Below are 25,784 nucleotides of genomic sequence, written 5' to 3'. Positions count from 1 at the left end.
ACGAAAGGCACCCCATGAAGATCGACAAGGCCGAGGTCGTCGTCACCAGTCCCGACCGCAACTTCGTCACCCTCAAGCTCACGACCGACGACGGGCTGACCGGCCTCGGCGACGCGACCCTCAACGGCCGCGAGCTCGCCGTGGTCTCCTATCTCGCCGACCACGTCGTGCCGCTGCTGCTCGGCCGTGACGCCTCGCGCATCGAGGACACCTGGCAGTTCCTCTACCGGTCGTCCTACTGGCGCCGCGGGCCGGTCACGATGGCGGCGATCGCGGCGGTCGACACCGCCCTCTGGGACATCAAGGGCAAGGCCGCGGGCATGCCGCTCTACCAGCTGCTCGGAGGCGCGTCCCGCACCGGCCTGCTCGCCTACGGCCACGCGTCCGGGCGGACGGACGCGGAGCTGTTCGACAGCATCCGCGAGCACCAGGAGCAGGGGTACCGCGCGATCCGCGTGCAGACCGCGGTGCCGGGACTGACCTCGATCTACGGCATCGCCTCCAACGCCGTCCTCGAGGGCAACGCCGGTGTGCGCTACGACCACGAGCCGGCGCAGCGCGGCGGCCTGCCGACCGAGGAGGACTGGGACACCCGCGCCTACCTGCGCCACGTCCCCCGCGTCTTCGAGGCCGTCCGCAACGAGTTCGGGCCGGGGCTCCCCCTCCTCCACGACGGCCACCACCGGATGACGCCGATCCAGGCCGCGGCCCTCGGCAAGTCCCTCGAGCCGTACGACCTCTTCTGGCTCGAGGACTGCACGCCCGCCGAGAACCAGGAGGCCCTCCGCCTCGTCCGGCAGCACACCACGACGCCCCTGGCGATCGGCGAGGTCTTCAACACCGTCTGGGACTACCAGCTCCTCATCCGCGAGCAGCTGATCGACTACATCCGCAGCGCGGTCACGCACACCGGAGGCGTCTCCCACCTCCGGAGGATCCTCGACCACGCCGCGCAGTACCAGATCAAGTCCGGGATGCACGGACCCACCGACGTCTCCCCGGTGGGAATGGCGGCCGCGATGCACCTGGGCCTGGCGATCCACAACTTCGGGATCCAGGAGTACATGAAGCACGGCGAGCGGACCGACAGCGTCTTCCAGCAGTCGTTCACCTGGAGCGAGGGACGGCTGCACCCGGGCGACGCCCCCGGTCTGGGCGTCGAGCTCGACGTCGACGCCGCCGGGAAGTACCCCTACGTGCGCGCGTACCTGCCCTTCAACCGCCTCGCCGACGGCACCGTCCACGACTGGTGACCTGCCCGGCGATCCCGGCCCGTCGAGGGAGCCACGGCCAGCGGGCCCCCTCGACGGTCCGGGGTTCCCCCGCCGAGCACAGGCCGGTCAGGGCACGAAGCGGTAGCCCATGCCCGCCTCGGTCAGCAGGTGCCGCGGATGCGCGGGGTCGGGCTCGAGCTTCTTGCGCAGCTGCGCGAGGTAGAGGCGCAGGTAGCCGGTGTCGGTGACGTGCGCGGGGCCCCAGATCTCGGCCAGCAGCGAGCGGCGGGTGACCAGCTTGCCCGCGTTGCGGATGAGGATCTCGAGCACCTGCCACTCGGTCGGGGTGAGCCGCACGGAGACGCCGTCCCGCGTCGCGCTCTTGGCCACCAGGTCCACGGTCACCTCGCCGATCACGACCAGCGGCTCGCCGTCGGCCGGCTGCACCCGCCGCGAGAGGGCCCGGATGCGCGCGAGCACCTCGTCCATCGAGAACGGCTTGGTGACGTAGTCGTCCGCGCCGGCGTCGAGCGCGCCCACCTTGTCGGCCGCGCCCGTCCGCCCCGACACCACCAGGATCGGCGCGCTCGTCCAGCCGCGCAGTCCGTGGATGACCTCGACCCCGTCGAGCCGGGGCATGCCGAGGTCGATCATGTAGAGGTCCGGATGCTCGTCCACCGCGCGGTTGATCGCCTCGGTGCCGTCGCCGGCCGTCACCACGTCGTATCCGCGGGCGGTGAGCGTGATGCGCAGGGCGCGCAGGATCTGCGGGTCGTCGTCGGCGATCAGGATCTTCATGCGGCTCCTCCGGAGTCCTCGTGCGGGGCGGCGCCCGACCCGCCGTCGTGCGGGGCGGCAGGAGCGACGTGAGCCGCAGGAGCAGCGGCAGCAGTCTCCTTCGCCAGCGGCAGCGTCACCACCATCGTCAGCCCGCCCCCCGGAGTGTCCTCCGTCTCGAGCGTGCCGCCCATCCCCTCCGTGAACCCCTTGGAGAGCGCGAGGCCGAGGCCCAGGCCCGTCAGGTTGTCGTCGTCGCCGAGTCGCTGGAACGGCACGAAGATCTCGGCGCGCCGCTCCTCGGGCACCCCGGGGCCGTGGTCGACGATCCGCAGCTGCGCGCTCCCGCCGAAGGCGCTGGCGGCCACGCGCACCCGGGTGCCGGACGGCGCGTAGCGGACGGCGTTCGCGAGCAGATTGACCACGACGCGCTGCAGCAGAACAGCGTCGGCGAGCAGCGCCGGGCCCTCCGGATCGAGGTCGAGGTCGACCTCGCCGGGACCGAGACCGAGCTCGTCGAGCGCGGGAAGCACCACGTCGGCGGCGTCGAGCGGGGCGAGCGCCACGGCGAGCGCCCCAGCCTCCAGCCGCGTCACGTCGAGCAGGTCGGTGACCAGCGCGGCGAGCACGGTGAGGCTCTCGTCGGCGGTGGCGAGCAGCTCCTCCCGGTCGCGCTCGCTCCAGACCACCTCGGGCGAGCGCAGTCCGCTGACGGCCGCGGTGGCCGCGGCGAGGGGCCGGCGCAGGTCGTGGCTGACGGCCGAGAGCAGGGCGCTGCGCACCCGGTCGGTCTCGGCCAGCGGAGCGAGGGAGCTGGCCGTCTCGCTGAGAGCCGCGTTCTCGAGCACCGAGTCCAGCTGGGCGGCGACGACCTGGAGCAGCCGCCGCTCGCTCCCCTCCAGCTCGCGGCCGTGCAGCTCGAGCACCGCGCCCTCGCCCACCGCGATGCGCGCGGGATCGCCCTCCGGCTGCGGCTCGCCGTCGGCCGCGACGAGCTCGCCGCCGCGCAGCAGCCGCACGCCGGTCAGCCCGAACGCCTCGCGCGAGCGCTCGAGGATCGCCTGCAGCGCCCCCTGCCCGCGGATCACGCCGCCCGCGATCGTCGCCAGCAGCTCCGACTCCGCCCCCGACCGCTTGGCGGCCCGCGCCCGCCGGGCCGCGCGGTCGACCACGGCGCTGACGAGCGCCGCGTTCAGCACGTAGAGCACCAGCGCGAGAGCGTGCAGAGGCTCGTCGACGGTGATCGTGTAGAGGGGATCGACGAAGAAGAAGTCGAGGGTCAGCCCCGAGAGCACGGCCGCGAAGAGGGCCGGCCAGAGCCCGCCGACCAGCGCGACCACCACCACCAGCAGCTGGTACGAGAGCACGTCGCTCGTGATCGACTCGTCGCTGCGGAGGGTCGAGAGCAGCCAGGTCACCAGCGGGCCGCCCACGAGGGCGAGGGCCAGTCCCAGGAGGCGGCGCCGCAGCGTCAGGGCCCCGTCGAGCCTCGGCAGCACCGCGGTGCGCCCGGCGGCGGAGTGGCTGACGATGTGCACGTCGATGTTGCCGGACTCGCGGATCACCGTCGACGCCGTGCCGGGCGTCAGCGCCGAGGCGAGGCGGCTCCGCCTGCTCACGCCGATCACCAGCTGCGTCGCGTTCACCGAGCGGGCGAACTCGACCAGCGTCCGCGGCACGTCCTCGCCGACCACCTGGTGGTAGCTGCCGCCGAGCTTCTCGACCAGCACCCGCTGCGCCTCGAGCACGTGCGGCCGAGGAGTGCGGAGGCCGTCGGTGGTCACCACGTGCACGGCGAGCAGATCGCCCCCGGAGGCGCGGGCCGCGATCCGCGCGCCGCGCCGCAGCAGTGTCTCCCCCTCCGGCCCGCCGGTGAGGGTCACGACCACGCGCTCGCGCGCCTCCCAGGTGCTGTCGATGCCGTGCTCGACGCGGTAGTCGCGGAGCGCGCTGTCGACCTCGTCGGCGAGCCAGAGCAGCGCGAGCTCGCGCAGGGCGGTCAGGTTGCCGAGCCGGAAGTAGTTGGACAGCGCCGCGTCGATGCGCTCGGGCGGGTAGACGCGGCCGTCGGCGAGGCGGTCGCGCAGCGCCTGGGGCGCCAGGTCGACGACCTCGATCTGGTCGGCGGCGCGGAGGACCGCGTCCGGGATCGTCTCGCGCTGCGGCGCTCCGGTGATCGCGTGCACCACGTCGTTGAGCGACTCGATGTGCTGGATGTTCACGGTCGAGAAGACGGTGATGCCGGCGTCGAGGAGCGTCCGGACGTCCTCCCAGCGCTTCTCGTGCCGGGAGCCGGGGGCGTTGGTGTGCGCGAGCTCGTCGACCAGCGCGACGTCGGGCCGGCGGGCGAGCACCGCGTCGAGGTCCATCTCGTCGAGCAGCACGCCGCGGTGCTCGACGGCCCTCCTCGGCACGACCTCCAGCCCCTCGACCATCGAGGCGGTGGCAGTGCGGCCGTGCGTCTCGACCACGGCCACCACGACGTCGCGGCCCTCGGCGGCGAGCCGGCGGCCCTCCTCGAGCATCGTGTAGGTCTTGCCCACTCCGGGCGCGGCTCCGAGGAGCACGCGCAGGCGGCCCTTCGTCATGCTCCCGGCCTCCCCTCGTGCTCGCGGCTCCGGGGTGTCCCGGGCTCGCGGGTCCGGCGTCGATCCGCTCGATCGGACGGTCCCGACGAGCCGATCGCGATTCTACGAGCCGGAGGCGCCACCGGAGCGGTCACAGCCGCGCGAGAGCGGCGTTGAGCTCGAGCACGTCCACCGTCGGCTCGCCGAGGTACCCGAGCTCGCGGCCCGCGGTGTGCTCGTCGACCAGCGCGCGCACGGCGCTCACGTCGAGCCCGCGGGCGGCGGCGACGCGGGGCGCCTGCAGCTGCGCGTAGGCGGGGCTGATCGCGGGGTCGAGCCCCGAGGCGGAGGCGGTCAGCGCATCGGCCGGAACCGCGGCCGGGTCGACGCCCTCGAAGGCCGCGATCGCGGCCCGGCGCTCCTCGACGGACGCGACCAGGTCGGCGTTCTCGGGGCCGAGGTTGCTGCCGGTCGAGGCCGCGGCGTCGTAGCCCGCGGCGGAGGGACGCGACTGGAACCACTCCGGCAGGGGCGCTCCGTCGGCGTCCGTGAACGACTGGCCGATCAGCGACGAGCCGATCACCGCGCCGTCCTGGCGCAGCAGCGAGCCGTTCGCCTGGGCGGGCAGGGCGAGCTGCCCGATCCCGAGCACCGCGAGCGGGTACGCCGCTCCCAGCAGCACGGTGAGCACGATCATCGCGCGCAGCGCGACACCGTAGGGACGGAACATGGTCTCTTCTCTCTGTCTTCGGTGGTCGGGACGGGCGGGTCAGAAGCCGGGGATCGCGGCGACGATCAGGTCGACGAGCTTGATCCCGAGGAACGGAGCGATCACTCCGCCCAACCCGTAGACCAGGAGGTTGCGGCTGAGGATGCGCGAGGCGGCGACCGGGCGGTACGCCACTCCGCGCAGCGCGAGCGGGATCAGCACGACGATCACCAGCGCGTTGAACACGATCGCCGAGAGGATCGCCGAGGCCGGCGAGTGCAGCTGCATCACGTTCAGCACCGCGAGCCCGGGGAAGACCCCCGCGAACATCGCCGGGATGATCGCGAAGTACTTCGCCACGTCGTTCGCGATCGAGAACGTGGTGAGCGCGCCGCGGGTGATCAGCAGCTGCTTGCCGATCCGCACGATGTCGATGAGCTTGGTGGGGTCGGAGTCGAGGTCGACCATGTTGCCCGCCTCCTTCGCCGCCGAGGTGCCGGTGTTCATCGCCACGCCCACGTCGGCCTGCGCGAGGGCCGGGGCGTCGTTGGTGCCGTCGCCGGTCATCGCGACCAGCGCGCCGCCCTCCTGCTCGCGCCGGATCAGGGCGAGCTTGTCCTCGGGGGTCGCCTCGGCGAGGTAGTCGTCGACTCCCGCCTCCGCCGCGATCGCCTTCGCGGTCAGCGGGTTGTCGCCCGTGATCATCACGGTGCGGATGCCCATCGCGCGCAGCTCCGAGAAGCGCTCGGCGAGCCCGTCCTTCACCACGTCCTTCAGGTGCACGACGCCGAGCAGGCGGGCGCCGTGGGCGTCCTTCACCGCGACGACCAGGGGCGTGCCGCCGCTCTCCGAGACGCCGTCGACGAGCACCGTGAGGCGCGCCGCGACCGCGGAAGGCAGCGGCCCCTCCTCCTCCACCCAGGCGCGCACGGCCGAGCCGGCGCCCTTGCGGATGGAGGAGCCGTCGGGGAGGTCGAGCCCGCTCATCCGGGTCTGCGCGGTGAACGGCACCACGGCGGCCTGAGCGGGCTCGACGGCGGGACGGCCCGAGTCGCCCGCGAGGTCGACGATCGACTTCCCCTCGGGTGTCGGGTCGCTGAGCGAGGAGGAGGCGGCCGCGTCGACGAGGGCGGCCTGCGCCACTCCGTCGAGGGGGAGGAACGCCACAGCGCGGCGGTTGCCGTAGGTGATCGTCCCCGTCTTATCGAGCAGGAGCGTCGTGACGTCGCCCGCCGCCTCCACCGCCCGGCCGGACATCGCGAGCACGTTGCGCTGCACGAGCCGGTCCATGCCGGCGATGCCGATGGCCGAGAGGAGGGCGCCGATGGTGGTCGGGATGAGGCAGACGAGCAGGGCGACCAGCACCGGGACGCTCACGGAGGCTCCCGCGAACGAGGCGATCGGGTTCAGGGTCAGCACGACCACGACGAACACGATCGAGAGGCTCGCCAGGAGGATGTCGAGCGCGATCTCGTTCGGCGTCTTCTGCCGCGACGCGCCCTCGACCAGGCCGATCATACGGTCGACGAAGGTCTCGCCCGGCCGCGAGGTGATGCGCACCACGATCCGGTCCGAGAGCACTCGCGTGCCGCCCGTCACCGCGCTGCGGTCGCCCCCGCTCTCGCGGACGACCGGCGCCGACTCGCCCGTGATCGCCGACTCGTCGATGGAGGCGATGCCCCAGACGATGTCGCCGTCGCCGGGGACGAGGTCGCCCGCCTCCGCCACGACCACGTCGCCCAGCTGCAGCTCGGCCGAGGAGACCTCGACCAGGCGGGCCGACAGGGCGGAGGGGTCCGCGGGGTCGTAGTCCGTCACGCGCCGGGCCGGAGTGCTGGTGCGGGTGGCGCGCAGGCTCTCGGCCTGCGCCTTGCCGCGGCCCTCGGCCACCGACTCCGCGAGGTTCGCGAACACCACGGTGAGCCAGAGCCAGATCGCGATGCCGGCCGTGAAGGTGCCGGGCACCGTCGATCCGCCCGACTCCTCCGGCCCGCCGAGGAACGGCTCGGCGATCGCCAGCACCGTGGTCAGCGCGGCGCCGACCTCGACGATGAACATCACGGGGTTGCGCCACATCAGGCGCGGATCGAGCTTGCGCAGCGCTCCGGGGAGGGCGGCGGCGAGCTGGCGCGGCCCGAGGGCGGCGCGGGTGGGGCGCGCGGGTTCCGCGGGGGCCTCGGTGAGTGCAGTGGTCATCGGAGTCGCAGTCCTTCCGCCAGGGGGCCCAGCGCGAGTACGGGGAAGTAGGTGAGCGCGGTCACGACGACCGTGACGCCCACGAGGAGGCCGACGAACTGCGGCCGGTGGGTGGGCAGCGTGCCGGCGCTGGAGGGCACCGGCGACTGCGCCGCGAGCGAGCCGGCCAGGGCGAGCACCAGCAGGATCGGGAGGAAGCGGCCGAGGAGCATCGCGACGCCGAGCGCCGTGTTGAGCCAGGGCGTGTTCGCCGTCAGCCCCGCGAACGCCGAGCCGTTGTTGTTGGACGCGGAGGTGAAGGCGTAGAGCACCTCCGAGAGCCCGTGCAGCCCGGGGTTCAGGATCGACGTGCTCTCCACGTCCTCCCGCACCGCCGGGATCGCGAAGCTCAGGGCCGTGCCGGCCAGCACGAGCGTCGGCGTCACGAGGATGTAGAGGCTCGCGAGCTTGATCTCGCGCGGGCCGAGCTTCTTGCCCAGGTACTCGGGCGTCCGGCCGACCAGCAGCCCGCCGACGAACACGGCCAGCACCGCGAGCACGAGCATCCCGTAGAGGCCCGAGCCGACGCCGCCGGGGGCGACCTCCCCGAGCATCATGTTGAGCATCGGCAGCATGCCGCCGAGCGCGGTGAAGGAGTCGTGCATCGCGTTGACGGCGCCGGTCGAGGTGAGCGTCGAGGCGGTCGCGTAGAGGGCGGAGCCGGCGATGCCGAAGCGCGTCTCCTTGCCCTCCATCGCGGCTCCGGCGGCCTGCGCCGCGGATCCGCCGCCCGCCGCCTCCAGCGCGGTGAGGGCCGCGAGCGACACGACGAAGATCGTCGCCATCGCCGCGAGGATCGCGCGGCCCTGCCGCACGTCGCCGACCATCCGGCCGAAGGTGCGCGGCAGCGAGAACGGGATCGCGAGGATCAGCACGATCTGCAGCAGCGACACCCACGCCGAGGGGTTCTCGAACGGGTGCGCGGAGTTGGCGTTGAAGTAGCCGCCGCCGTTGGTGCCGAGCAGCTTGATCGCCTCCTGCGAGGCCACCGCGCCGCCCGGGATGCTCTGCTCGCCGCCGGTGAGCGTGGTCACCGTCAGCGGGCCGTTCAGGTTCTGGATCACGCCGCCCGCGATCATCACGACCGCCGCCACCACCGCGAGGGGCAGCAGGAGGCGCAGCGTGCCGCGCACGAGGTCGACCCAGAAGTTGCCGAGCGTTCCGGAGGAGCGGCGCGCGAATCCGCGGATCAGCGCCACCGCCACGGCCAGGCCCACGGCCGCCGAGACGAAGTTCTGCACGGCGAGGCCGCCGAGCTGCACCGCGAAGCCGAGGGTCGCCTCCGGGGAGTAGGACTGCCAGTTGGTGTTGGTGACGAACGAGACGGCGGTGTTGAACGCCAGCCCCTCCGGCACCGCGGGCAGGCCGAGGGAGCCGGGCAGGACCGCCTGGAGGCGCTGCATCCCGTAGAGCAGGAGCACGCCGACGAGCGAGAAGGCCAGCACGGCCCGGAGGTAGGCGCGCCAGCTCTGCTCGCCCGCGGAGTCGACGCCGATGAGGCGGTAGACGCCGCGCTCGAGGGCGAGGTCGCGCGTCGAGGTGTAGACGCGGAACATGTGGTCGCCGAGGGGGCGGTGGAGGAGGGCGACGGCCAGGCCGACGGTCGCGACCTGGAGGACGGCGAGGAGCGGATCCATCAGAAGCGCTCCGGTCGGATCAGGGCCGCGACGAGGTAGACGACGGCGGCGAGCGCCAGCACGGCCGCGAGGGCGTCGAAGACGATCACCGGCCCGCCTCCTTCTCGCGGGTCCCGCGGGTCGCCGAGGGGGGCGGTCCGCCCAGCCGCTCGACCCCCTTCGCGGCGAGAGCGATGAGCGAGAAGAGGGCGAGCACGCCGAGGAGGTAGGCGAGGTCGAGCACGGAGGACTCCATCCGGGGAGCGGACGACGCCCGGGACCGGACGCCTGCCGGGAAGCGGCACAGGAAGCGATGCAACACCTCGCGGGGGCTCCTCGGAGCGGTCCTCACGGTTCCCCTACGGCCCGGCCCGGAGTCCTCGCGTTTCCCTCACGCGGACGGCGGCGGGCGCCCGGCGGAGGGGCGCGAGCCGGGCGGGAGCCGAGCGGTGAGAGCGTTCTCCCCCAGCAACGGCGGGGGTCGACGTCCCGAAGATCACATTTCGGCATCGCCTGGACAAATTCGCCGCCCGCGCTTTACTCCCCCCGATCGAAGGAATATGTTCTCTCCGTGGACAAAGCCCCTCGGGGCTCTCCCGCCCTCCCGGGCGACGACACGACGACGTGCGCCACACGTGCACGCCTCTTGTCGTCCTCTCCCTCGGACACTGCTTTCAGAGAGGAATGCACTCCATGAAGTTCTCCCGCGGCATCACCACGCTGGCCGCCGCCGGCATCATCTCCCTCGGCCTCGCGGCCTGTTCCGCGAGCCCCGCCAACTCCGGAGGCGCCGCTGCCGGCGCCGGCGCGGAAGGCGACTGCACCGTCGGCATCTCGATGCCCACGCGCAGCCTCGAGCGCTGGATCAACGACGGCGAAGGCCTCCAGTCGCAGCTCGAGGGCGACGGCTGCACCGTCGACCTCCAGTACGCCGACAACAAGACCGATCAGCAGATCTCGCAGATCCAGAACCAGATCGCCGGCGGCTCCAAGATCCTGGTCATCGCCGCGATCGACGGCGAGGCGCTCGCGCCCGTCCTCGCCGAGGCGAAGAAGCAGAACGCCACCGTCATCGCCTACGACCGTCTCATCAACGGCACCGCGGACGTCGACTACTACGCGACCTTCGACAACTACAAGGTCGGCCAGCTCCAGGGCCAGTACATCGAGTCGACCCTCGACCTGAAGAACGCCGCGGGTCCCTTCACCCTCGAGCCCTTCGCCGGCAGCCCCGACGACAACAACGCGAAGTTCTTCTTCTCCGGCGCGTGGGACGTCCTGCAGCCCTACATCGAGAGCGGCAAGCTCACCGTCCCCTCGGGCAAGTCGCCCGCGTCGGACGACGACTGGGCCTCGATCGGCATCCAGGGCTGGGCCTCCGACAAGGCGCAGTCCGAGATGGACAACCGCCTCTCCTCCTTCTACACCGGCGGCCAGAAGGTCGACGTCGTGCTCTCCCCCAACGACAGCCTGGCCATCGGCATCGAGGCCTCGCTGAAGTCGGCCGGCTACACCCCCGGCGCCGACTACCCGGTCATCACCGGCCAGGACGCCGACAAGGCCAACGTCAAGGCGATCCTCGCCGACGAGCAGTCCATGACGGTCTGGAAGGACACCCGTACCCTCGGCGACCGCGTCTTCCAGATGGTGCAGTCGATCGTCGCGGGCGAGGAGCCCGAGGTCAACGACACCGAGACCTACGACAACGGCGAGAAGGTCGTCCCGTCCTACCTGCTGGAGCCGCAGGTCGTCACGAAGGACGACGTGCAGTCGGTCCTCGTCGACTCCGGCTTCCTCAAGGCCGGCGACGTCGGACTCTGATCCGTCGGGCGGGGGCGGGGAGGAGCGATCCTCCCCGCCCCCGCCTCCCCGTCCGCACACCACTCCCCCCCAACGAAGTGAGGCCCTGTTGGCCAGTCCCATCCTCATCATGCGCGACATCGTCAAGGAGTTCGGCGGCGGCGTCCGCGCCCTCGACGGCGTCTCGCTCTCGGTCCAGCCCGGCGAGGTCCACGCCATCTGCGGCGAGAACGGCGCCGGCAAGTCGACCCTGATGAAAGTCCTCTCCGGCGTGTACCCGTACGGCAGCTTCGAGGGCACCATCGAGTTCGAGGGCGAGGAGGCGCAGTACCGGTCGATCAACGACAGCGAGGCCGACGGCATCGTGATCATCCACCAGGAGCTCGCCCTCAGCCCCTACCTCTCCATCGCCGAGAACATCTTCCTCGGCAACGAGAAGTCGACCCGCGGCGTCATCAACTGGAACGCGACCAACGCGGAGGCGGCCAAGCTGCTCGCCCGCGTCGGCCTCGCCGAGAGCCCCGCGACCAAGATCCTCGAGCTGGGCGTCGGCAAGCAGCAGCTCGTCGAGATCGCCAAGGCCCTCGCCAAGGAGGTGAAGCTCCTCATCCTCGACGAGCCCACCGCCGCCCTCAACGACGAGGACAGCGACCACCTGCTCGGCCTGATCGACCAGCTCCGCAAGCAGGGCATCACCTGCATCATCATCAGCCACAAGCTGAAGGAGATCCGCGCCATCGCGGACACCGTCACGATCATCCGCGACGGCCGCACCATCGAGAGCTTCCCGATGGCCGGCGAGGAGGCGTCCGAGAGCCGGATCATCCGCGCGATGGTCGGCCGCGACCTCAACAGCATGTTCCCGCCGCGCGACCCGCAGATCGGCGAGGAGAAGCTGCGCGTCGAGAACTGGACGGTCCACCACCCCGTCGACATCAACCGCGTGGTCGTCGACGACGCCTCCTTCACCGTCCGCGCCGGCGAGATCGTCGGCTTCGCGGGCCTGATGGGCGCCGGACGCACCGAGCTCGCGATGAGCATCTTCGGGAGGAGCTACGGCACCGGCATCTCCGGCCGCGTCTACAAGGACGGCGAGGAGATCCAGACCCGCACCGTCGACGAGGCGATCCGCAACGGCCTCGCCTACGCGACCGAGGACCGCAAGCGCTACGGGCTCAACCTCATCGGCGACATCACCGTCAACGTCTCGGCCGCCGCGCTCTCGCGCCTGGCCCGGCTCGGCGTGATCGACAAGCACCGCGAGTACAAGGTCGCCGACTCGTACCGATCGAAGATGAACATCAAGGCGCCGACCGTCTCGGCCGTCACGGGGAAGCTCTCCGGCGGCAACCAGCAGAAGGTCGTCCTCTCGAAGTGGATCTTCTCCGGTCCCGACGTGCTGATCCTCGACGAGCCCACCCGCGGCATCGACGTGGGAGCCAAGTACGAGATCTACGGGATCATCAACGAGCTCGCGGCCCAGGGCAAGGCGGTCGTCGTCATCTCGTCCGAGCTGCCCGAGCTGATCGGCCTCGCCGACCGCATCTACACCATCTCCGAGGGACGGATCACGGGCGAGATCGATCGCGCCGACGCCACCCAGGAGCACCTCATGCACTACATGACCGCCGGAAAGGAACAGGCCCGATGAGCGCCACGACCACCACAGCGCCGGCGGACACGCCCGCCAACACGCCCTCCACCCCGCCCAAGCGCTCGCGCCGGCTGAACATCAACCTCCGGCAGTACGGCATCCTCGCCGCGCTGGCCATCATCATCCTGCTCTTCCAGGTGCTGACCGGCGGGCGCCTGCTCCTGCCCGGCAACGTCAACAACCTGATCCAGCAGAACGCCTACGTGCTGATCCTCGCGATCGGCATGGTGATGGTCATCATCGCCGGCCACATCGACCTCTCGGTCGGCTCGGTCGTGGCGATGGTCGGCGCCATCTCGGCGATCGCGATGAACAACTGGGGCCTGCCCTGGTGGGCGGCCGTCGTCGTCGCCCTCGTCACCGGCGCCGCCGTCGGAGCATGGCAGGGCTTCTGGGTCGCCTTCGTCGGCATACCGGCATTCATCGTGACCCTCGCTGGCATGCTGATCTTCCGCGGCTTCACCCTCGTCCTCCTCACCGGCGGAACGATCAACGGCCTCCCCACCGAGTTCACCGCGATCGGCGCCGGCTGGCTCCCGGGCGTCCTCGGCGGCATCGCCGGGCGCGACGCGCTCACCCTGGTCCTCGGCCTGATCGTCTGCGTCGTCCTCGTGGCCCAGCAGCTCCGCAGCCGCGCGACCCTCCGCCGCCTCGAGCTGCCCCGAGAGCCCATCGGCTCGCTGGTCGCGAAGTCGGCCATCGCCGTCATCGCGATCATGGCCCTCTCCTGGCTGCTCGCCGGCTACAGCGGAACCCCGATCATCCTGATCGTGCTCGCCGTGCTGATCCTCGCCTACAGCTTCGTGCTCGGCCGGACGGTCTTCGGCCGCCACATCTACGCGATGGGCGGCAACCTGTTCGCCGCGATGATGTCCGGCGTCAAGACGAAGTGGGTCAACTTCTTCATCTTCGTCAACATGGGCGCACTGGCCGGAGTCGCGGGCATCGTCAGCACCGCCCGCGCCGGCGGTGCGGTCGCCTCGGCCGGACAGAACTACGAGCTGGACGCGATCGCCGCGGTCTTCATCGGCGGCGCCGCCGTCCAGGGAGGCGTGGGCACCGTCGTAGGAGCCGTCATCGGCGGACTCGTGATGGGAGTGCTCAACATGGGCCTGTCCATCCTCTCGGTCGACGCGGCCTGGCAGATGGCGATCAAGGGCTTCGTGCTCCTGCTCGCGGTGGCGTTCGACATCTTCAACAAGCGCCGCGCCGGCGGCCGCTAGGCGAACGCCGGGCGCCGCCCAGCGGCGCTCCTCGTCCTTCTCTTCTACAGTTCTCGGGCGCGGCTTCTCCTCGGGGGAGCCGCGCCCGAGTGCATCCGAGACCCGTCGGGGTCCAGCGACAGGCAGGCGATCATGGCAGGAGCAGTCGGAGCCTCCAGCAACGCGCTGCTGCGCCGCACGAACCTCGCGAGCCTCGCGACGCTGGTGCACCGCTCCGGTCCCACCAGCCGCGCCGAGCTCGGCCGCCTCACCGGGCTGAACCGCTCCGCCGTCGCGAACCTCGTCGGCGAGCTGAGCGAGCTCGGCTGGGTGGCGGAGGAGACCACCGCGCCCGACGGCCGCATCGGCCGCCCCAGCGCCACCGTCGTCCCCGGCGACCGGTTCGCGGCCGTGGGCGTCCACCTCGACACCGACGCGATCATCGTCGGCCTCGTCGGGCTGCACGGCGAGCTGCTCCGCCGCGTCCGCTTCGACACCCCCAAGCCCGCGAGCCCCGCCACGGTGGTCCGCGTCGTCACCGGAATCGTCGAGGGCTTCCGCTCCGAGCGGGAGTCGCTGCGCACGCTGGTCGGCGCGGGCGTCGCCGTCCCCGGCCTCGTCCAGGCCGACTCCGGCTTCGTCCACCGCGCCCCGCACCTGGGCTGGCGCGACGTCGACCTCGCCACCCAGCTCAGCCGCGCCCTCGACCTCCCGGTCGCCGTCGGCAACGACGCGACCCTCGGCGCCATCGGCGAGTCCCTCTTCGGAGCGGCGCACGGCGTGGCCGACGTCGTCTACGTCACCGGCGGCGCGGGCGGCATCGGCGGAGGAGTCATCATCGGCGGCGTCCCGCTCCAGGGCTCCTCGGGGTTCGCGGCCGAGCTGGGCCACACCCTCGTCGCCACGAACGGCCGCCTCTGCGGCTGCGGCCGGCGCGGCTGCCTCGAGGCCGAGGTCCGGATGCGCTCCCTCCTCGACGTCCTCGGCGCCCGCGTCCTCGACCAGGACGAGCTCGACATCGCCCTGGGCACCTCCCGCGACCCCGCCGTCCTGGGCGAGGTCGCCCGCCAGGTCGACCTGCTCTCGGAGGGCCTGTCCACCTACATCAACCTCTTCAACCCCACCGCGGTCGTGCTCGGCGGCTTCCTCGGCTCGCTGCTCACCGTCGACCGCGAGCGCCTCGCCGCCCGCGTCTCGGCCCGCGCCCTGAGCGACCTCGCGCGCGGCGTGCGGATCGAGCGCGCGGCCCTGCGCTCGAGGCTGGAACTCGTCGGCGCCGCGGAGCTACCCTGGCGGCGGGCGCTGGCGGATCCCGCCGCCGTCACCGGGGGCGCACAGCCGCCGGGTGGGAGCAGCAGCCGCGAGGACGCTCTGGGCGCCCGCGCCTGACCCCGGCACTCGAGTGCCGGCACCGCGTCGAGGAGGACGAGCATGGCCGACTGGAACGACACGATCATCGAGGAGTTCCGCGCGAACGGCGGGACCGTGACCACGGGCGGCTTCGGGAGGAGCCTCGTGCTGGTGCACCACCGCGGCGCCCGCTCCGGTGAGGAGCGCTTGACTCCGCTGATGGCGCTGCACCCCTCCGAGGACGTCTGGCTGCTCGCCGCGTCCGCCGCCGGTGCGCCGAAGCACCCCGCCTGGTTCCACAACATGGTCGCCCACCCGGACCTGGCGATCGAGACCCCCGACGACGGCACCGTCGACGTCCGGGCGCGCGTCCTCGCCGGGGAGGAGCGCGACGCCGGCTGGGCCCGCTTCACCACCGCCTCCGCCGGCTTCCTCGACTACGAGAAGCGCACCACCCGTATCATCCCGGTCGTGGAGCTCACCCGCCGCTGACCGCGAGCCGTCAGCGCAGCAGCACGGGCACCGTGTCCGGCGTGCTCCAGCTCAGCGCGATCCGCTCGCGGAAGCCGCCGCTGCGCAGCTCGGCCTCGAGCGCGTCGATCACCACGGGGAGCAGCGCGCGCCGCTCGATCAGCAGGTCGAGCACGAGCCGGTCGCCGGCCGTCAGCAGCACCGGGCCCGATCCGGGCAGCACCGCGATCCACTGGCACTCCCCCACCTGCACGCTCCGGTGCCGGCGGAGACGTCGGAGCAGCTCGGGCAGCGCCCGCGGATCGAGGGCGGACACGTCGGCACGGAGGGCGATCACCCCGCGAGCGTGCCCGCGCCGGACGACCTCGCGCCGACCTCCCGGTGAACACCGCCCCTCCGCGGGACACCGTCCGCGAGAACGACACGACAGGAGCCCGCCCCGGAGCGCACCGCACCCGGGAACGGGAGAAGCCCCCGACCGGACATCCGATCGGGGGCTTCTTCTCCGGTTCTCTCGAACCCGGTTCTCTCGAACTCCGGTTCTCATGAACTCTGGTGCGCGAGGGGGGAGTTGAACCCCCACGCCCTTTCGGGCACACGGACCTGAACCGTGCGCGTCTGCCTATTCCGCCACTCGCGCTCACCAGCGGCACCGAAGCGCCGACGAGAAATCGTAGCATCCCCCGGCCTCCGAGCCGAACCGGCACCCGCCGCCCCGGGCCGTCGCTCCCCCGGGAGCCGCCTCCGGGCCGCCCTGGTGAGAGCGCGCACACGGCACTCCGGCCGCGAAACCACCGCGGAGGATCGCGCATCCAGACCATCCCAGTAACATGCCCGTAGCCGTGCGCGGCGCAGACCAAGAAGAGGAAGCGGCGACGGGCGCGCAGACATCTCGATCCGTGCGCGACCGCCGAGAAGGCGAAGAATCGGAAGATCGGAAGACTGTGGGCATACTGGACAACTTCGAGAAGGGACTCGAGCGCGTCGTCAACGGCGCGTTCGCGCGGACCTTCAAGTCGGGTCTGCAGCCGGTCGAGCTCGCCTCCGCCCTCCGCCGGGAGCTCGACACCTCCGCCGCCGTGGTCAGCCGCGACCGCATCCTCGTCCGCAACAGCCTCGTCCTGCGGATGTCCGCGACCGACCTCGACCGGATGCAGCGCCTCGGCGCCACCCTGATCGACGAGCTCACCACCGTGGCCACCGAGCACGCCACCAAGCAGGGCTTCCGCTTCCCCGGCCCGATCGACATCTCCCTCGCCGTCGATCCGGCGCTCAGCGACGGCATGGTCGAGGTCGACTCCCGTAGCGTGAAGGGCACCGTCGCCTACACGCCCGTCCTCGACATCGACGGCCGGCGCCACCCGATCACGAAGGCGCGCACCGTCATCGGCCGCGGCAGCGACGCCGACATCACCGTCGACGACTCGGGCACGTCCCGCAAGCACGTCGAGATCCTCTGGGACGGCTCCCGCGCCCAGGTGCACGACCTCGGGTCCACGAACGGCTCCAAGCTCGACGGCCGGCCCGTCACGCAGGCGCCCCTGGCCCCCGAGCAGACCATCACGATCGGGCGCACCTCGATCGTCTACCGCGTCGTGCAGGGCTCCGCGCCCGCACGCACCGACCGCCCGTCGTCCGGCAGGGCAGCCGGACGCGGCTCCGAGGGATTCTGGGACGACCGGCTATGAGCGAGCTCACTCTCTTCCTCCTGCGCATCGCGTTCCTCGCGCTGCTGTGGTTCTTCGTGTTCGGCATCGTCTACGCGCTGCGCTCCGACCTGTTCGGGCAGCGCGTGCGCAAGCTGCCGCCCGGCGCGCAGGCCGCGTCCCCCGAGGCCCCGTTCGTGACGGCGGCCCAGCCCGTGGTCGCCGCGGCCGCCGCGGCTCCCACGCCCGCGCAGCCCGCCTCTCCGTCGGCCCCCTCGGCCCGGAGGAGCCGAGAGGCCGCCGCCGAGCGCGCCGAGCAGGGAGGCGCCGCCACGGTCCACACGGCGCAGCGCCTCGTGATCACCTCGGGCCCCAAGCGGGGCACCGAGCTCGAGCTGACCGGCGACCCGCTGACGATCGGCCGCTCCGCGGAGTCGACGCTGGTCATCCGCGACGACTACACCTCGACCCACCACGCGCGCCTGCTCCTCTGGAACGACGAGTGGATGATCCAGGACCTCGACTCCACCAACGGCACCTTCCTCGACGGCCGCCGCGTCGGCGCGCCCACCAAGGTGCCGCTGGACACGCCCGTGAAGGTCGGCACCACCACCTTCGAACTGCGGCGGTCGTAGCGCGTGGCCCCCACTCCGGAGAGCGGCTCCGGCCACGGCGCGGTGCGCGAGAGCGCCGCCGTCTCGCACGTCGGCAGGATCCGCTCCAACAACCAGGACTCCGGCTACGCGGGCCGGCAGCTCTTCGTCGTCGCCGACGGCATGGGCGGCCACGCGGGCGGCGACGTCGCCTCCTCCATCGCGATCAAGCGCATCGCGGAGGCGGACCGCGTCTACGCCTCCACCTACGAGGCCGAGGACGAGCTCAAGCGCACCCTGCTGGCGGCCAACACCCTGCTGGCCGACGCCGTGGTCGACCACCCCGAGCTCACCGGCATGGGCACCACCGTCAGCGCGATCGCCCGCGTCGGCGAGTCGGTGGCGATCGCGCACATCGGCGACTCCCGCATCTACGTCCTCCGCGACGGCCGGCTCGAGCAGGTCACGACCGACCACACCTTCGTGCAGCGCCTCGTCGACTCCGGCCGCATCACGGAGGAGGAGGCGATGACGCATCCGCGCCGCTCCGTCCTGATGCGGGTCCTCGGCGACGTGCACACCAACCCCGAGATCGACACGCTCACGCTCGAGACCGAGCCGCACGACCGCTGGCTGATCTGCTCCGACGGCCTCTCCGGCGTCGTCCCGCACGACGAGATCCTCAAGGAGCTCAGCCGCGACGAGACCGCGCAGCAGGTGGCCGACCGCCTGATCCGCGACAGCCTCTCGCACGGCGCCCCGGACAACGTCACCGTCGTCGTCCTCGACATCCCCGGGGCGGGCGACACCGCGCGCATCCTCGCCCCCGTGGAGGAGCCGGTGGTCGTCGGATCCGCCGCCGCGCCCACGCCCTTCAGCACCGACGACTCGCAGAACCGCGTCCGGATCCCCGGCCTCCGCCTGCACACCCGGGCTCCCGCCGCGCAGGGCCCCACCCACTTCGAGCCCGCGTCCGAGGACTACCTCGACGAGCTGATCGAGGAGGACCGCCGCCGGCACCTGCGCCGCCGCATCACCTGGCTCGTCGGCCTGTCCCTCGTGCTCATCATCGGATTCCTCGGGATCCTCTTCGCCTACGACTGGACGCAGTCGCGCTTCTACGTCGGCACCGACGGGGACACCGTGATCATCTACCAGGGCATCCAGCAGTCGGTCGGCCCGCTCTCGCTCTCGGAGGTGAAGGAGGACACGGGCATCCCGCTCGACTCCCTCCGCGCCTACGACGTCGAGCAGCTGGAGCAGACGATCAGCGCCGACTCCTACGCCGGCGCGGTCGACATCGTCGAGCGCCTCACGGACGCGAACGGAGCACCATGACGGACGCCGCCACGGCCACCGCCCGCCCCGCCCCCGAGCGGCAGGGCTTCTTCCGCCAGAAGCTGCGCAATCTCGAGCTCCTGCTCCTGATCGGCGCATGCCTCATCGATGCCGGCGCGATCGTGCTCGTGCAGCTCGGCGCCCTCGGCTCGATCGACACCACGCTGGTCTCGCTGGGCGCCGGCCTCTCGGCGCTCGTGCTCGCCGTGCACGTCGTGCTGCGCTTCGCGGCCCCGGCGGCCGACCCCTTCCTCCTCCCGATCGCCACCGTGCTGAACGGCCTGGGCGTCGCGGAGATCTACCGGATCGACATCGCCGACGGCGCGACCGGCTGGGAGTCGGTGGCGGTGCGGCAGATCTTCTGGAGCGCCCTGGCCGTCGTGGCGGCGATCGTGGTGCTGCTGGTCATCCGCAACCACCGCGTGCTGTTCCGCTACACCTACGTCGCCGGGTTCGCGGCGATCGTGCTGCTCCTGCTGCCGCTCCTGCCCTTCATCGGCCGCGAGGTCAGCGGCGCGCGCGTGTGGATCGGGATCGGCGACGTGGCGAGCTTCCAGCCCGGCGAGATCGCCAAGATCGCCCTCGCGGTCTTCTTCGCCGGCTACCTCGTGCGCAACCGCGACTCTCTCTCGATGGTGGGCCGCACCGTCCTCGGGATGCGCTTCCCGCGCCTGCGCGACCTCGGCCCGATCCTGGTGGTCTGGGCGGTCACGATGGGCGTCATCGTCTTCCAGCGCGACCTGGGGACGGCGCTGCTCTACTTCGGCCTGTTCCTGGTCATGCTCTACGTCGCGACCGGCCGCACCAGCTGGGTCCTCATCGGCGTCGGCCTGTTCCTCGGCGGCGCGCTGCTGGCGAGCCAGACGCTCGACTACGTGGGCAACCGCTTCGCCAACTGGCTCGAGCCCTTCAGCGCCGAGCGCTACGGGGCGGATCCGGGCGGCAGCTACCAGCTCGTGCAGGGCCTCTTCGGCCTCGCGCACGGCGGGCTGCTCGGCACGGGTCTCGGCCAGGGGATGCCGGATCTCACGCCGGTCCCGCAGTCCGACTACATCATCGCCAGCCTCGGCGAGGAGCTGGGCCTCGCCGGGCTCTTCGCGATCTTCGGCCTCTACCTCCTGCTGGTCTCGCGCGGGTTCCGCATCGGCTTCGCCGGGCAGGACGACTTCGGGCGCCTCCTGGGAGTCGGCCTCTCGTTCGTGATCGCCCTGCAGTGCTTCATCGTCATCGGAGGCGTCACCCGTGTCATCCCGCTGACCGGCCTGACCACGCCGTTCCTCGCCGCCGGCGGCTCCTCCCTCGTGGCGAACTGGATGATCGTGGCGGTGCTGCTGCGCCTGTCCGACACAGTCCGCAGTCAGCCTCGTCTGGTGGTGTGATCCGTCGATGAACCGAGAACTCAAACGGGTGAGCCTCGTCGTGCTGACGATGTTCGTGGCACTCTTCCTCTCCACCACCACCATTCAGGTGATCCAGGCCGACTCCCTCGACGAGGACGGCCGCAACACGCGGACCCTCTACGAGAGCTTCTCGACCGAGCGCGGTGCGATCCTCGCCGGCGGTCAGCCGATCGCCTCCTCGACGCCGTCGGACGACCTCTACAAGTTCCAGCGGCAGTACGCGAACGGCCCGCTCTACTCCGCCGTGACCGGCTACTTCACTCTGAACCAGGGCACCACCGGCATCGAGCGCACGCTCAACGACTACCTCTCGGGCACCTCGAACTCGCAGTTCTTCGACGAGATCAACAACCTCGTCACGGGCCAGGACCCGAAGGGAGCGTCGGTCGAGCTCTCGATCGACCCGGTCGCCCAGCAGGCCGCCTTCGACGCGCTCGGCGACTACACGGGGGCCGTCGTCGTGACGGAGCCGGCCACCGGACGCATCCTCGCGATGGTCTCGAAGCCCACCTTCGATCCCACCGCGCTGGCCTCCCACGACACCGACGACGTCCTCGCCGCCTACCGGGCGCTGAACGACGACTCCTCCGAGCCCCTCGTGAACCGTGCGATCGGCGGCTCGCTCAACCCGCCCGGCTCCGTCTTCAAGCTCGTCGTGGCCTCGGCCGCCCTCGAGTCCGGCCGCTTCACCGCCGACTCGAGCTTCCCCAACGTCGAGTCGTACACGCTGCCCGGCTCCTCGTCGCAGGTGATCAACTCCGGAGGCGGTCTCTGCGGCTCCGGAGAGACGGTCACGCTGGCCACCGCCGTCTCGCTCTCCTGCAACGTCCCGATGGCCGAGATGGGCGTGCAGCTGGGAGCGGACGCGATCCGCTCGCAGGCCGAGAAGTTCGGCTTCGACACCGAGCTCGAGATCCCGATGTCGGTCGAGGCGAGCACGTACCCGACGAAGACGGACGACGCCCAGACGGCCCTCACCGCCTTCGGACAGTACGAGGTGCGTGCGACGCCGCTGCAGATCGCCATGGTCTCCGCGGCGATCGCGAACGGCGGCGAGGTGATGCAGCCGAACCTGGTCGACTCGATCCGCTCGCAGGACCTCAGCGTGCTGCAGCAGTTCCAGGAGAAGTCGCTCGGCCGGGCGGTGAGCACGCAGACCGCGGACGCCGTCAAGGCGATGATGGTCGCCAGCGTCCAGGGCGGCGCGGCGACGAATGCAACAATAGGGGGCGTCACTGTGGCCGGTAAGACCGGTACCGCCGAGAACGGCGGGGACGACCCGTACACCCTCTGGTTCACCGGCTTCGCGCCTGCGGACGACCCGCAGTACGCCATCACCGTGCTCGTGGAGAACGGTGGAGGGCTCGGCCAGACCGGGTACGGCAACCTGATCGCCGCACCCATCGGACAACAGGTACTAGAGGCGGTGCTGAACAAATGAGACCCACGACAGGCCTCACCTTCGGGGGACGCTACGAGCTGCAGTCCCGGATCGCCATCGGCGGCATGGGCGAGGTGTGGCAGGCGACCGATCTGGTCATCGGCCGCACCATCGCGATCAAGATCCTGAAGGACGAGTACCTCGGCGACCCCGGCTTCCTCGAGCGCTTCCGCGCCGAGGCCCGCCACGCGGCGCTGGTCAACCACGAGGGCATCGCCAACGTCTACGACTACGGCGAGGAGGACGGCTCGGCCTACCTGGTCATGGAGCTCGTCCCCGGCGAGGCGCTCTCGACCGTCCTCGAGCGCGAGCGCGTCCTGTCGACCGACAAGGTCCTCGACATCGTCGCGCAGACCGCGCTCGCCCTGCACGCCGCGCACGCCGCGGGCCTCGTGCACCGCGACGTGAAGCCGGGCAACCTGCTCATCACGCCGGACGGCCGCGTCAAGATCACCGACTTCGGCATCGCGCGCATCGCCGATCAGGTCCCGCTGACGGCGACCGGCCAGGTCATGGGCACGGTCCAGTACCTGTCCCCGGAGCAGGCGAGCGGCCAGCCCGCCTCCCCCGCCACCGACATCTACTCGCTGGGCATCGTCGCGTACGAGTGCCTGGCCGGGCGCCGCCCCTTCACGGGCGAGTCGCAGGTCGCCATCGCGATGGCGCAGATCAACGACACCCCGCCGGAGCTGCCGGTCACGGTCGCGGAGCCGGTGCGCAACCTCGTCTACTCCTGCATCGCCAAGAAGCCGGCCGACCGCCCCGCCACCGCCGCGCACCTCGCGCGGGCGGCCCAGGCGCTGCGCTCGGGCGACGTGCGCGGAGCGGCGCTGGCCGTCCCCGCGGTCCTCAGCGACCTTCCCGCGACGCAGGCGACCACGGTCCTCCCCTCCAACCAGGGCGCGACGCAGGCGACCACGGTGCTCCCCTCCGGCGCGCCCGCGGCCGAGGCCGCCGCTCCGTTCGTGCCGATCGAGGAGCCGCTCGAGGCCTCCGAGGAGCCGCGCAGGCGCAGCCCCTGGACCTGGCCGCTGATCGCCCTCATCGTGATCCTCGCCGTCGTCATCGCGGGCACGATCTTCGCCCTGACGACCGGCGGGAGCAGCGGCCCGGCCGCCTCCCCCACCGCGACGACCAGCACTGCCCCGTCGCCGACGCCGTCCGAGACTCCGAGTCCCACGCCGACGCCGACCTCGAACACGGTCGTCATCGACAAGGCCGACTACGTCGGGCGCTCCTTCGACGACGTCGAGACCGAGCTCGAGGCCCTGGGCATGGGCGTCCGCCGCGCGGACGGCCCGAGCGCCCCCGCCGCCGAGCAGGTCGGACTCGTCGAGGACGTGAACCCCACCGCGAACGTGGTGAAGGGCACGACCATCGAGGTCTCCGTCTTCACCGAGGTCGCGACCCCGGACGCACCGACCGCCGTGCCGACCGTCACCCCCGCCGCCTCCAGCGTCGAGGCGGGCGCGACGTTCAACGTCACCTGGAGCAACTACAACCAGTGCCCGAGCGGAACCTCCGTGAGTGGTTACCGGGTGACCGCGACCGGTGAGGGCGCGAGCGTGACGAGCACCAACCCGTCGAACTCGACGACCGCGACGATCCAGGCCGGCACCACGGCCGGCACGATCGACGTCACGTACACCGTGCTCTGCGGCGAGTCGGAGTCGGCGGCCTCGCCCACCCTCTCCGTCACCGTCGAGGAGCCGGCTCCGACCCCGGCGCCGACCCCCACCTCGAAGGCCACCTCGACGCCCACCCCCTCCGAGTAGCGGCGGCGCGCCGGCTCGGGGCACTGCTCCGGCCCGGCGCCTCGCGGCCGTCGCGTCGCGCCCCCGCCCGGAACACCAGGGGCCCATAGGTACACTTGCCGTGGCTCCTCGGGGCCGCACCACACGGAAGTACAGGGCGGGAGCGTGCGCGTGACGGATGAGGGTCGCCTGATCGCGGGACGGTACCAGGTCGGGCCCCGGCTCGGCCGCGGCGGGATGTCCGAGGTGTACCTCGGCACCGACACCCGGCTCGGCCGCACCGTCGCCATCAAGGAGCTGAAGCTCTCCCTCTCCTCCGACTCCGCCTTCCGCCTGCGGTTCCGGCAGGAGGCGCAGTCCGCGTCGCGCATGTCGCACCCCACGATCGTCCGGGTCTTCGACGCGGGCGAGGAGGTCTCGCTCGACGACAACGGCGCCGAGTCGCGCCGGCCCTTCATCGTCATGGAGCACATCGAGGGCCGCCTCCTCAAGGACCTGATCGCCGAGGGCCCCCTCGACGTGGACGAGGCCGTCCGCATCACGGAGGGCATCCTCACCGCCCTCGAGTACTCGCACCGCGCAGGCGTCGTCCACCGCGACATCAAGCCCGGCAACATCATGCTGACCCCGTCGGGCCAGGTGAAGGTGATGGACTTCGGGATCGCCCGCGCCGTCTCCGACTCCGCCGCCACGGTCGCTCAGACCACGGCGATCCTCGGCACCGCGGCCTACTTCTCCCCCGAGCAGGCGAAGGGCGAGCAGGTCGACGCCCGCAGCGACCTCTACTCCGCCGGCATCGTGCTCTTCGAGCTCCTCACCGGCCGTGCGCCCTTCCGCGGCGACACCCCGGTGGCCGTCGCCTACCAGCACGTCAGCGAGACGCCGCCGGCGCCGAGCTCCATCAACCCGGCCGTCACCCCCGCACTCGACGCGGTCGTCGCCCGAGCACTCTCGAAGGACCGCTACGAGCGCTTCCAGGGAGCTGCGGAGTTCCGCGACGACCTGCGCGACGCCGCCGCCGGACGCCTCCCCGACCACCGCCCGATCGACGAGCTGACCACCTCGCTCTTCGCGGCCCGCAGCCAGGGCGGAGTCAACGACTCCGAGCTCGCCCTCCGCCAGCTGGCCGAGGACAACTCGATCGTCCGCACCCAGCGCCGCCCGCCGGTCCTCTGGATCTGGTCCTCGATCGTCGTGCTGGCCGTGATCGTCGCCGCACTCGTGATCTGGGTGCTGACGCTCCAGCCCGCGTCGACGCTGCCGTCGCAGTCGCGCGAGGTCCCCACCCTCACCGAGACCACCTACGACAGCGCCCAGTCGACCCTGACCGAGCTCGATCTCGTGCCGAGCCAGGTCGCGGAGTACAGCTCGACCGTCCCCGAGGGCGAGGTGATCCGCACGGATCCGGGCTCGGGCACGATCGTCGCACCCGAGACGGTCATCCGCATCGTCGTGTCCCAGGGCCCCCAGCCCGTCGCCGTGCCGGACACCGTCGGGCAGAGCCTCGCCGAGGCCATCGACGCGCTCACCGCCGTAGGCTTCGTCGAGGGCTCTCAGACCCGCGAGAACTCGCCGACCGTCCCGGGCGACGTCGTGCTCTCCGCCTCCCCCGGAGCGGGCCAGCAGGTCGCCCCGGGCACGCCGGTCGACCTCACCGTCTCCTCCGGCCAGGTCACGCTCCCGGACCTCGTCGGGACGTCCCTCAGCAGCGCGCTGGCCACCCTCGCCTCCGAGAAGCTGCAGCTCGTGGGGGTCGAGGTCCCGGACGAGACCTGCGACGCGACCCGGGCGAACCCGCCCATCACGACCCAGTCCCTGGCTCCGGGCGACGTCCCGCAGGGATCGACCGTCCAGCTCGGCTACTGCGCGGGCTGACCCGGCCTGCAGCCCGCTGCGGCTGCGGCGTCGGCCGACGGTGCCCGGTGGAGGCCGGGTCGCTGCTCTGCGCGCCGAGAAGGGCTCGTCCGGACGTTGCTCGTCGGGTTCGATGCTCCACGGGGGCCGACGGCCCCGAGCT

21 protein-coding genes and 1 tRNA gene are annotated in these 25,784 nt (G+C 71.8%); 13 read left to right on the top strand and 9 right to left on the bottom strand.

Features of this window, described 5'->3' with window-relative positions:
* Positions 1 to 14: 14 nt before the first annotated feature.
* Positions 15 to 1,253 (top strand): D-mannonate dehydratase ManD, encoded by a 1,239-nt coding sequence (gene manD, locus C5C54_RS13245; protein ID WP_104222646.1) that lies wholly within the window; start codon positions 15 to 17, stop codon positions 1,251 to 1,253.
* A gap of 87 nt (positions 1,254 to 1,340) precedes the next feature.
* On the opposite strand, the gene C5C54_RS13240 is transcribed toward manD, so the two are convergent.
* The 7 genes from C5C54_RS13240 to C5C54_RS18010 all read right to left on the bottom strand — a co-directional run bounded on the left by C5C54_RS13240 (position 1,341) and on the right by C5C54_RS18010 (position 9,374).
* Positions 1,341 to 2,012, bottom strand: coding sequence for a response regulator (locus C5C54_RS13240; RefSeq protein ID WP_104222647.1), 672 nt, complete (start codon positions 2,010 to 2,012; stop codon positions 1,341 to 1,343).
* The gene (locus C5C54_RS13235; protein ID WP_104288516.1) at positions 2,009 to 4,579 is read right to left on the bottom strand and encodes an ATP-binding protein; all 2,571 of its coding nucleotides are present in this window, start codon (positions 4,577 to 4,579) and stop codon (positions 2,009 to 2,011) included. Before C5C54_RS13235 ends, C5C54_RS13240 begins: the two co-directional genes overlap by 4 nt.
* A 130-nt stretch (positions 4,580 to 4,709) precedes the next feature.
* Entirely contained in the window at positions 4,710 to 5,288 is a 579-nt protein-coding gene (gene kdpC / locus C5C54_RS13230) for a K(+)-transporting ATPase subunit C (RefSeq protein ID WP_104222649.1), read from the bottom strand.
* Positions 5,289 to 5,327: 39 nt separating this feature from the next.
* Positions 5,328 to 7,463 (bottom strand): potassium-transporting ATPase subunit KdpB, encoded by a 2,136-nt coding sequence (gene kdpB, locus C5C54_RS13225; RefSeq protein WP_104288515.1) that lies wholly within the window; start codon positions 7,461 to 7,463, stop codon positions 5,328 to 5,330.
* Positions 7,460 to 9,139, bottom strand: coding sequence for a potassium-transporting ATPase subunit KdpA (gene kdpA, locus C5C54_RS13220; protein ID WP_104222651.1), 1,680 nt, complete (start codon positions 9,137 to 9,139; stop codon positions 7,460 to 7,462). Before kdpA ends, kdpB begins: the two co-directional genes overlap by 4 nt.
* Positions 9,139 to 9,228: a K(+)-transporting ATPase subunit F gene (gene kdpF / locus C5C54_RS13215; RefSeq protein ID WP_068209492.1), complete on the bottom strand. Its 90-nt coding sequence runs from the start codon at positions 9,226 to 9,228 to the stop codon at positions 9,139 to 9,141. Before kdpF ends, kdpA begins: the two co-directional genes overlap by 1 nt.
* The gene (locus C5C54_RS18010; protein ID WP_167299012.1) at positions 9,225 to 9,374 is read right to left on the bottom strand and encodes a hypothetical protein; all 150 of its coding nucleotides are present in this window, start codon (positions 9,372 to 9,374) and stop codon (positions 9,225 to 9,227) included. The genes kdpF and C5C54_RS18010 overlap by 4 nt, the downstream gene beginning before the upstream one ends.
* Before the next feature lie 437 nt (positions 9,375 to 9,811).
* Between C5C54_RS18010 and chvE the strand changes: the two genes are divergently transcribed.
* The 5 genes from chvE to C5C54_RS13190 all read left to right on the top strand — a co-directional run bounded on the left by chvE (position 9,812) and on the right by C5C54_RS13190 (position 15,616).
* Positions 9,812 to 10,939 carry a multiple monosaccharide ABC transporter substrate-binding protein gene (gene chvE / locus C5C54_RS13210; protein ID WP_374952918.1) on the top strand — a complete coding sequence of 376 codons (1,128 nt, stop codon included), beginning with the start codon at positions 9,812 to 9,814 and terminating at the stop codon, positions 10,937 to 10,939.
* Positions 10,940 to 11,048: 109 nt separating this feature from the next.
* A complete protein-coding gene (gene mmsA, locus C5C54_RS13205) occupies positions 11,049 to 12,569 on the top strand; it encodes a multiple monosaccharide ABC transporter ATP-binding protein (RefSeq protein WP_104222653.1) in 1,521 nt (506 codons plus the stop codon).
* Complete coding sequence (gene mmsB / locus C5C54_RS13200) at positions 12,566 to 13,795, top strand: multiple monosaccharide ABC transporter permease (RefSeq protein WP_104222654.1); 1,230 nt, start codon at positions 12,566 to 12,568, stop codon at positions 13,793 to 13,795. Before mmsA ends, mmsB begins: the two co-directional genes overlap by 4 nt.
* A gap of 132 nt (positions 13,796 to 13,927) precedes the next feature.
* Complete coding sequence (locus C5C54_RS13195; protein WP_104222655.1) at positions 13,928 to 15,163, top strand: ROK family transcriptional regulator; 1,236 nt, start codon at positions 13,928 to 13,930, stop codon at positions 15,161 to 15,163.
* Between the two features lie 42 nt (positions 15,164 to 15,205).
* On the top strand, positions 15,206 to 15,616 hold the full coding sequence (locus C5C54_RS13190) for a nitroreductase/quinone reductase family protein (RefSeq protein ID WP_104288514.1): 411 nt from the start codon (positions 15,206 to 15,208) through the stop codon (positions 15,614 to 15,616).
* 10 nt (positions 15,617 to 15,626) lie between these two features.
* Here C5C54_RS13190 and C5C54_RS13185 read toward each other — a convergent pair whose 3' ends face one another.
* Both C5C54_RS13185 and C5C54_RS13180 read right to left on the bottom strand, forming a co-directional pair.
* On the bottom strand, positions 15,627 to 15,932 hold the full coding sequence (locus C5C54_RS13185; protein WP_104288513.1) for a hypothetical protein: 306 nt from the start codon (positions 15,930 to 15,932) through the stop codon (positions 15,627 to 15,629).
* Between the two features lie 216 nt (positions 15,933 to 16,148).
* Positions 16,149 to 16,235 (bottom strand) — tRNA-Leu (locus tag C5C54_RS13180).
* 304 nt (positions 16,236 to 16,539) lie between these two features.
* Here C5C54_RS13180 and C5C54_RS13175 point away from each other — a divergent pair.
* The 7 genes from C5C54_RS13175 to pknB all read left to right on the top strand — a co-directional run bounded on the left by C5C54_RS13175 (position 16,540) and on the right by pknB (position 25,642).
* Entirely contained in the window at positions 16,540 to 17,283 is a 744-nt protein-coding gene (locus tag C5C54_RS13175) for a DUF3662 and FHA domain-containing protein (RefSeq protein WP_104288512.1), read from the top strand.
* A complete protein-coding gene (locus C5C54_RS13170; protein ID WP_104222659.1) occupies positions 17,280 to 17,876 on the top strand; it encodes an FHA domain-containing protein in 597 nt (198 codons plus the stop codon). Before C5C54_RS13175 ends, C5C54_RS13170 begins: the two co-directional genes overlap by 4 nt.
* Positions 17,877 to 17,879: 3 nt before the next feature.
* Positions 17,880 to 19,172, top strand: a complete 1,293-nt coding sequence (locus tag C5C54_RS13165) for a Stp1/IreP family PP2C-type Ser/Thr phosphatase (protein WP_244229533.1) — start codon at positions 17,880 to 17,882, stop codon at positions 19,170 to 19,172.
* Complete coding sequence (locus C5C54_RS13160; protein WP_104225777.1) at positions 19,169 to 20,551, top strand: FtsW/RodA/SpoVE family cell cycle protein; 1,383 nt, start codon at positions 19,169 to 19,171, stop codon at positions 20,549 to 20,551. The genes C5C54_RS13165 and C5C54_RS13160 overlap by 4 nt, the downstream gene beginning before the upstream one ends.
* 7 nt (positions 20,552 to 20,558) lie before the next feature.
* Positions 20,559 to 22,013 (top strand): penicillin-binding protein 2, encoded by a 1,455-nt coding sequence (locus C5C54_RS13155; protein ID WP_104232999.1) that lies wholly within the window; start codon positions 20,559 to 20,561, stop codon positions 22,011 to 22,013.
* Positions 22,010 to 23,788: a protein kinase gene (locus C5C54_RS13150; RefSeq protein ID WP_104288511.1), complete on the top strand. Its 1,779-nt coding sequence runs from the start codon at positions 22,010 to 22,012 to the stop codon at positions 23,786 to 23,788. The genes C5C54_RS13155 and C5C54_RS13150 overlap by 4 nt, the downstream gene beginning before the upstream one ends.
* 150 nt (positions 23,789 to 23,938) lie before the next feature.
* Positions 23,939 to 25,642: a Stk1 family PASTA domain-containing Ser/Thr kinase gene (gene pknB / locus C5C54_RS13145; RefSeq protein WP_104222663.1), complete on the top strand. Its 1,704-nt coding sequence runs from the start codon at positions 23,939 to 23,941 to the stop codon at positions 25,640 to 25,642.
* Positions 25,643 to 25,784: the final 142 nt, after the last annotated feature.

This window comes from Rathayibacter sp. AY1F2 (assembly GCF_002930885.1).
In the GTDB taxonomy this organism is placed as follows: Bacteria; Actinomycetota; Actinomycetes; order Actinomycetales; family Microbacteriaceae; genus Rathayibacter.
The sequence above is the reverse complement of the archived record's forward strand: the minus strand, read 5'-3'. Positions and strand labels throughout refer to the sequence as shown.

Excerpts from the sequence above, each read along its gene's own strand:
- manD (WP_104222646.1), top strand. The coding sequence starts at position 15 with ATGAAGATCGACAAGGCCGAGGTCGTCGTCACCAGTCCCGACCGCAAC.
- C5C54_RS13240 (WP_104222647.1), bottom strand. The coding sequence starts at position 2,012 with ATGAAGATCCTGATCGCCGACGACGACCCGCAGATCCTGCGCGCCCTG.
- C5C54_RS13235 (WP_104288516.1), bottom strand. The coding sequence starts at position 4,579 with ATGACGAAGGGCCGCCTGCGCGTGCTCCTCGGAGCCGCGCCCGGAGTG.
- kdpC (WP_104222649.1), bottom strand. The coding sequence starts at position 5,288 with ATGTTCCGTCCCTACGGTGTCGCGCTGCGCGCGATGATCGTGCTCACC.
- kdpB (WP_104288515.1), bottom strand. The coding sequence starts at position 7,463 with ATGACCACTGCACTCACCGAGGCCCCCGCGGAACCCGCGCGCCCCACC.
- kdpA (WP_104222651.1), bottom strand. The coding sequence starts at position 9,139 with ATGGATCCGCTCCTCGCCGTCCTCCAGGTCGCGACCGTCGGCCTGGCC.
- C5C54_RS18010 (WP_167299012.1), bottom strand. The coding sequence starts at position 9,374 with ATGGAGTCCTCCGTGCTCGACCTCGCCTACCTCCTCGGCGTGCTCGCC.
- chvE (WP_374952918.1), top strand. The coding sequence starts at position 9,812 with ATGAAGTTCTCCCGCGGCATCACCACGCTGGCCGCCGCCGGCATCATC.
- mmsA (WP_104222653.1), top strand. The coding sequence starts at position 11,049 with ATGCGCGACATCGTCAAGGAGTTCGGCGGCGGCGTCCGCGCCCTCGAC.
- mmsB (WP_104222654.1), top strand. The coding sequence starts at position 12,566 with ATGAGCGCCACGACCACCACAGCGCCGGCGGACACGCCCGCCAACACG.
- C5C54_RS13195 (WP_104222655.1), top strand. The coding sequence starts at position 13,928 with ATGGCAGGAGCAGTCGGAGCCTCCAGCAACGCGCTGCTGCGCCGCACG.
- C5C54_RS13190 (WP_104288514.1), top strand. The coding sequence starts at position 15,206 with ATGGCCGACTGGAACGACACGATCATCGAGGAGTTCCGCGCGAACGGC.
- C5C54_RS13170 (WP_104222659.1), top strand. The coding sequence starts at position 17,280 with ATGAGCGAGCTCACTCTCTTCCTCCTGCGCATCGCGTTCCTCGCGCTG.
- C5C54_RS13160 (WP_104225777.1), top strand. The coding sequence starts at position 19,169 with ATGACGGACGCCGCCACGGCCACCGCCCGCCCCGCCCCCGAGCGGCAG.
- C5C54_RS13155 (WP_104232999.1), top strand. The coding sequence starts at position 20,559 with ATGAACCGAGAACTCAAACGGGTGAGCCTCGTCGTGCTGACGATGTTC.
- C5C54_RS13150 (WP_104288511.1), top strand. The coding sequence starts at position 22,010 with ATGAGACCCACGACAGGCCTCACCTTCGGGGGACGCTACGAGCTGCAG.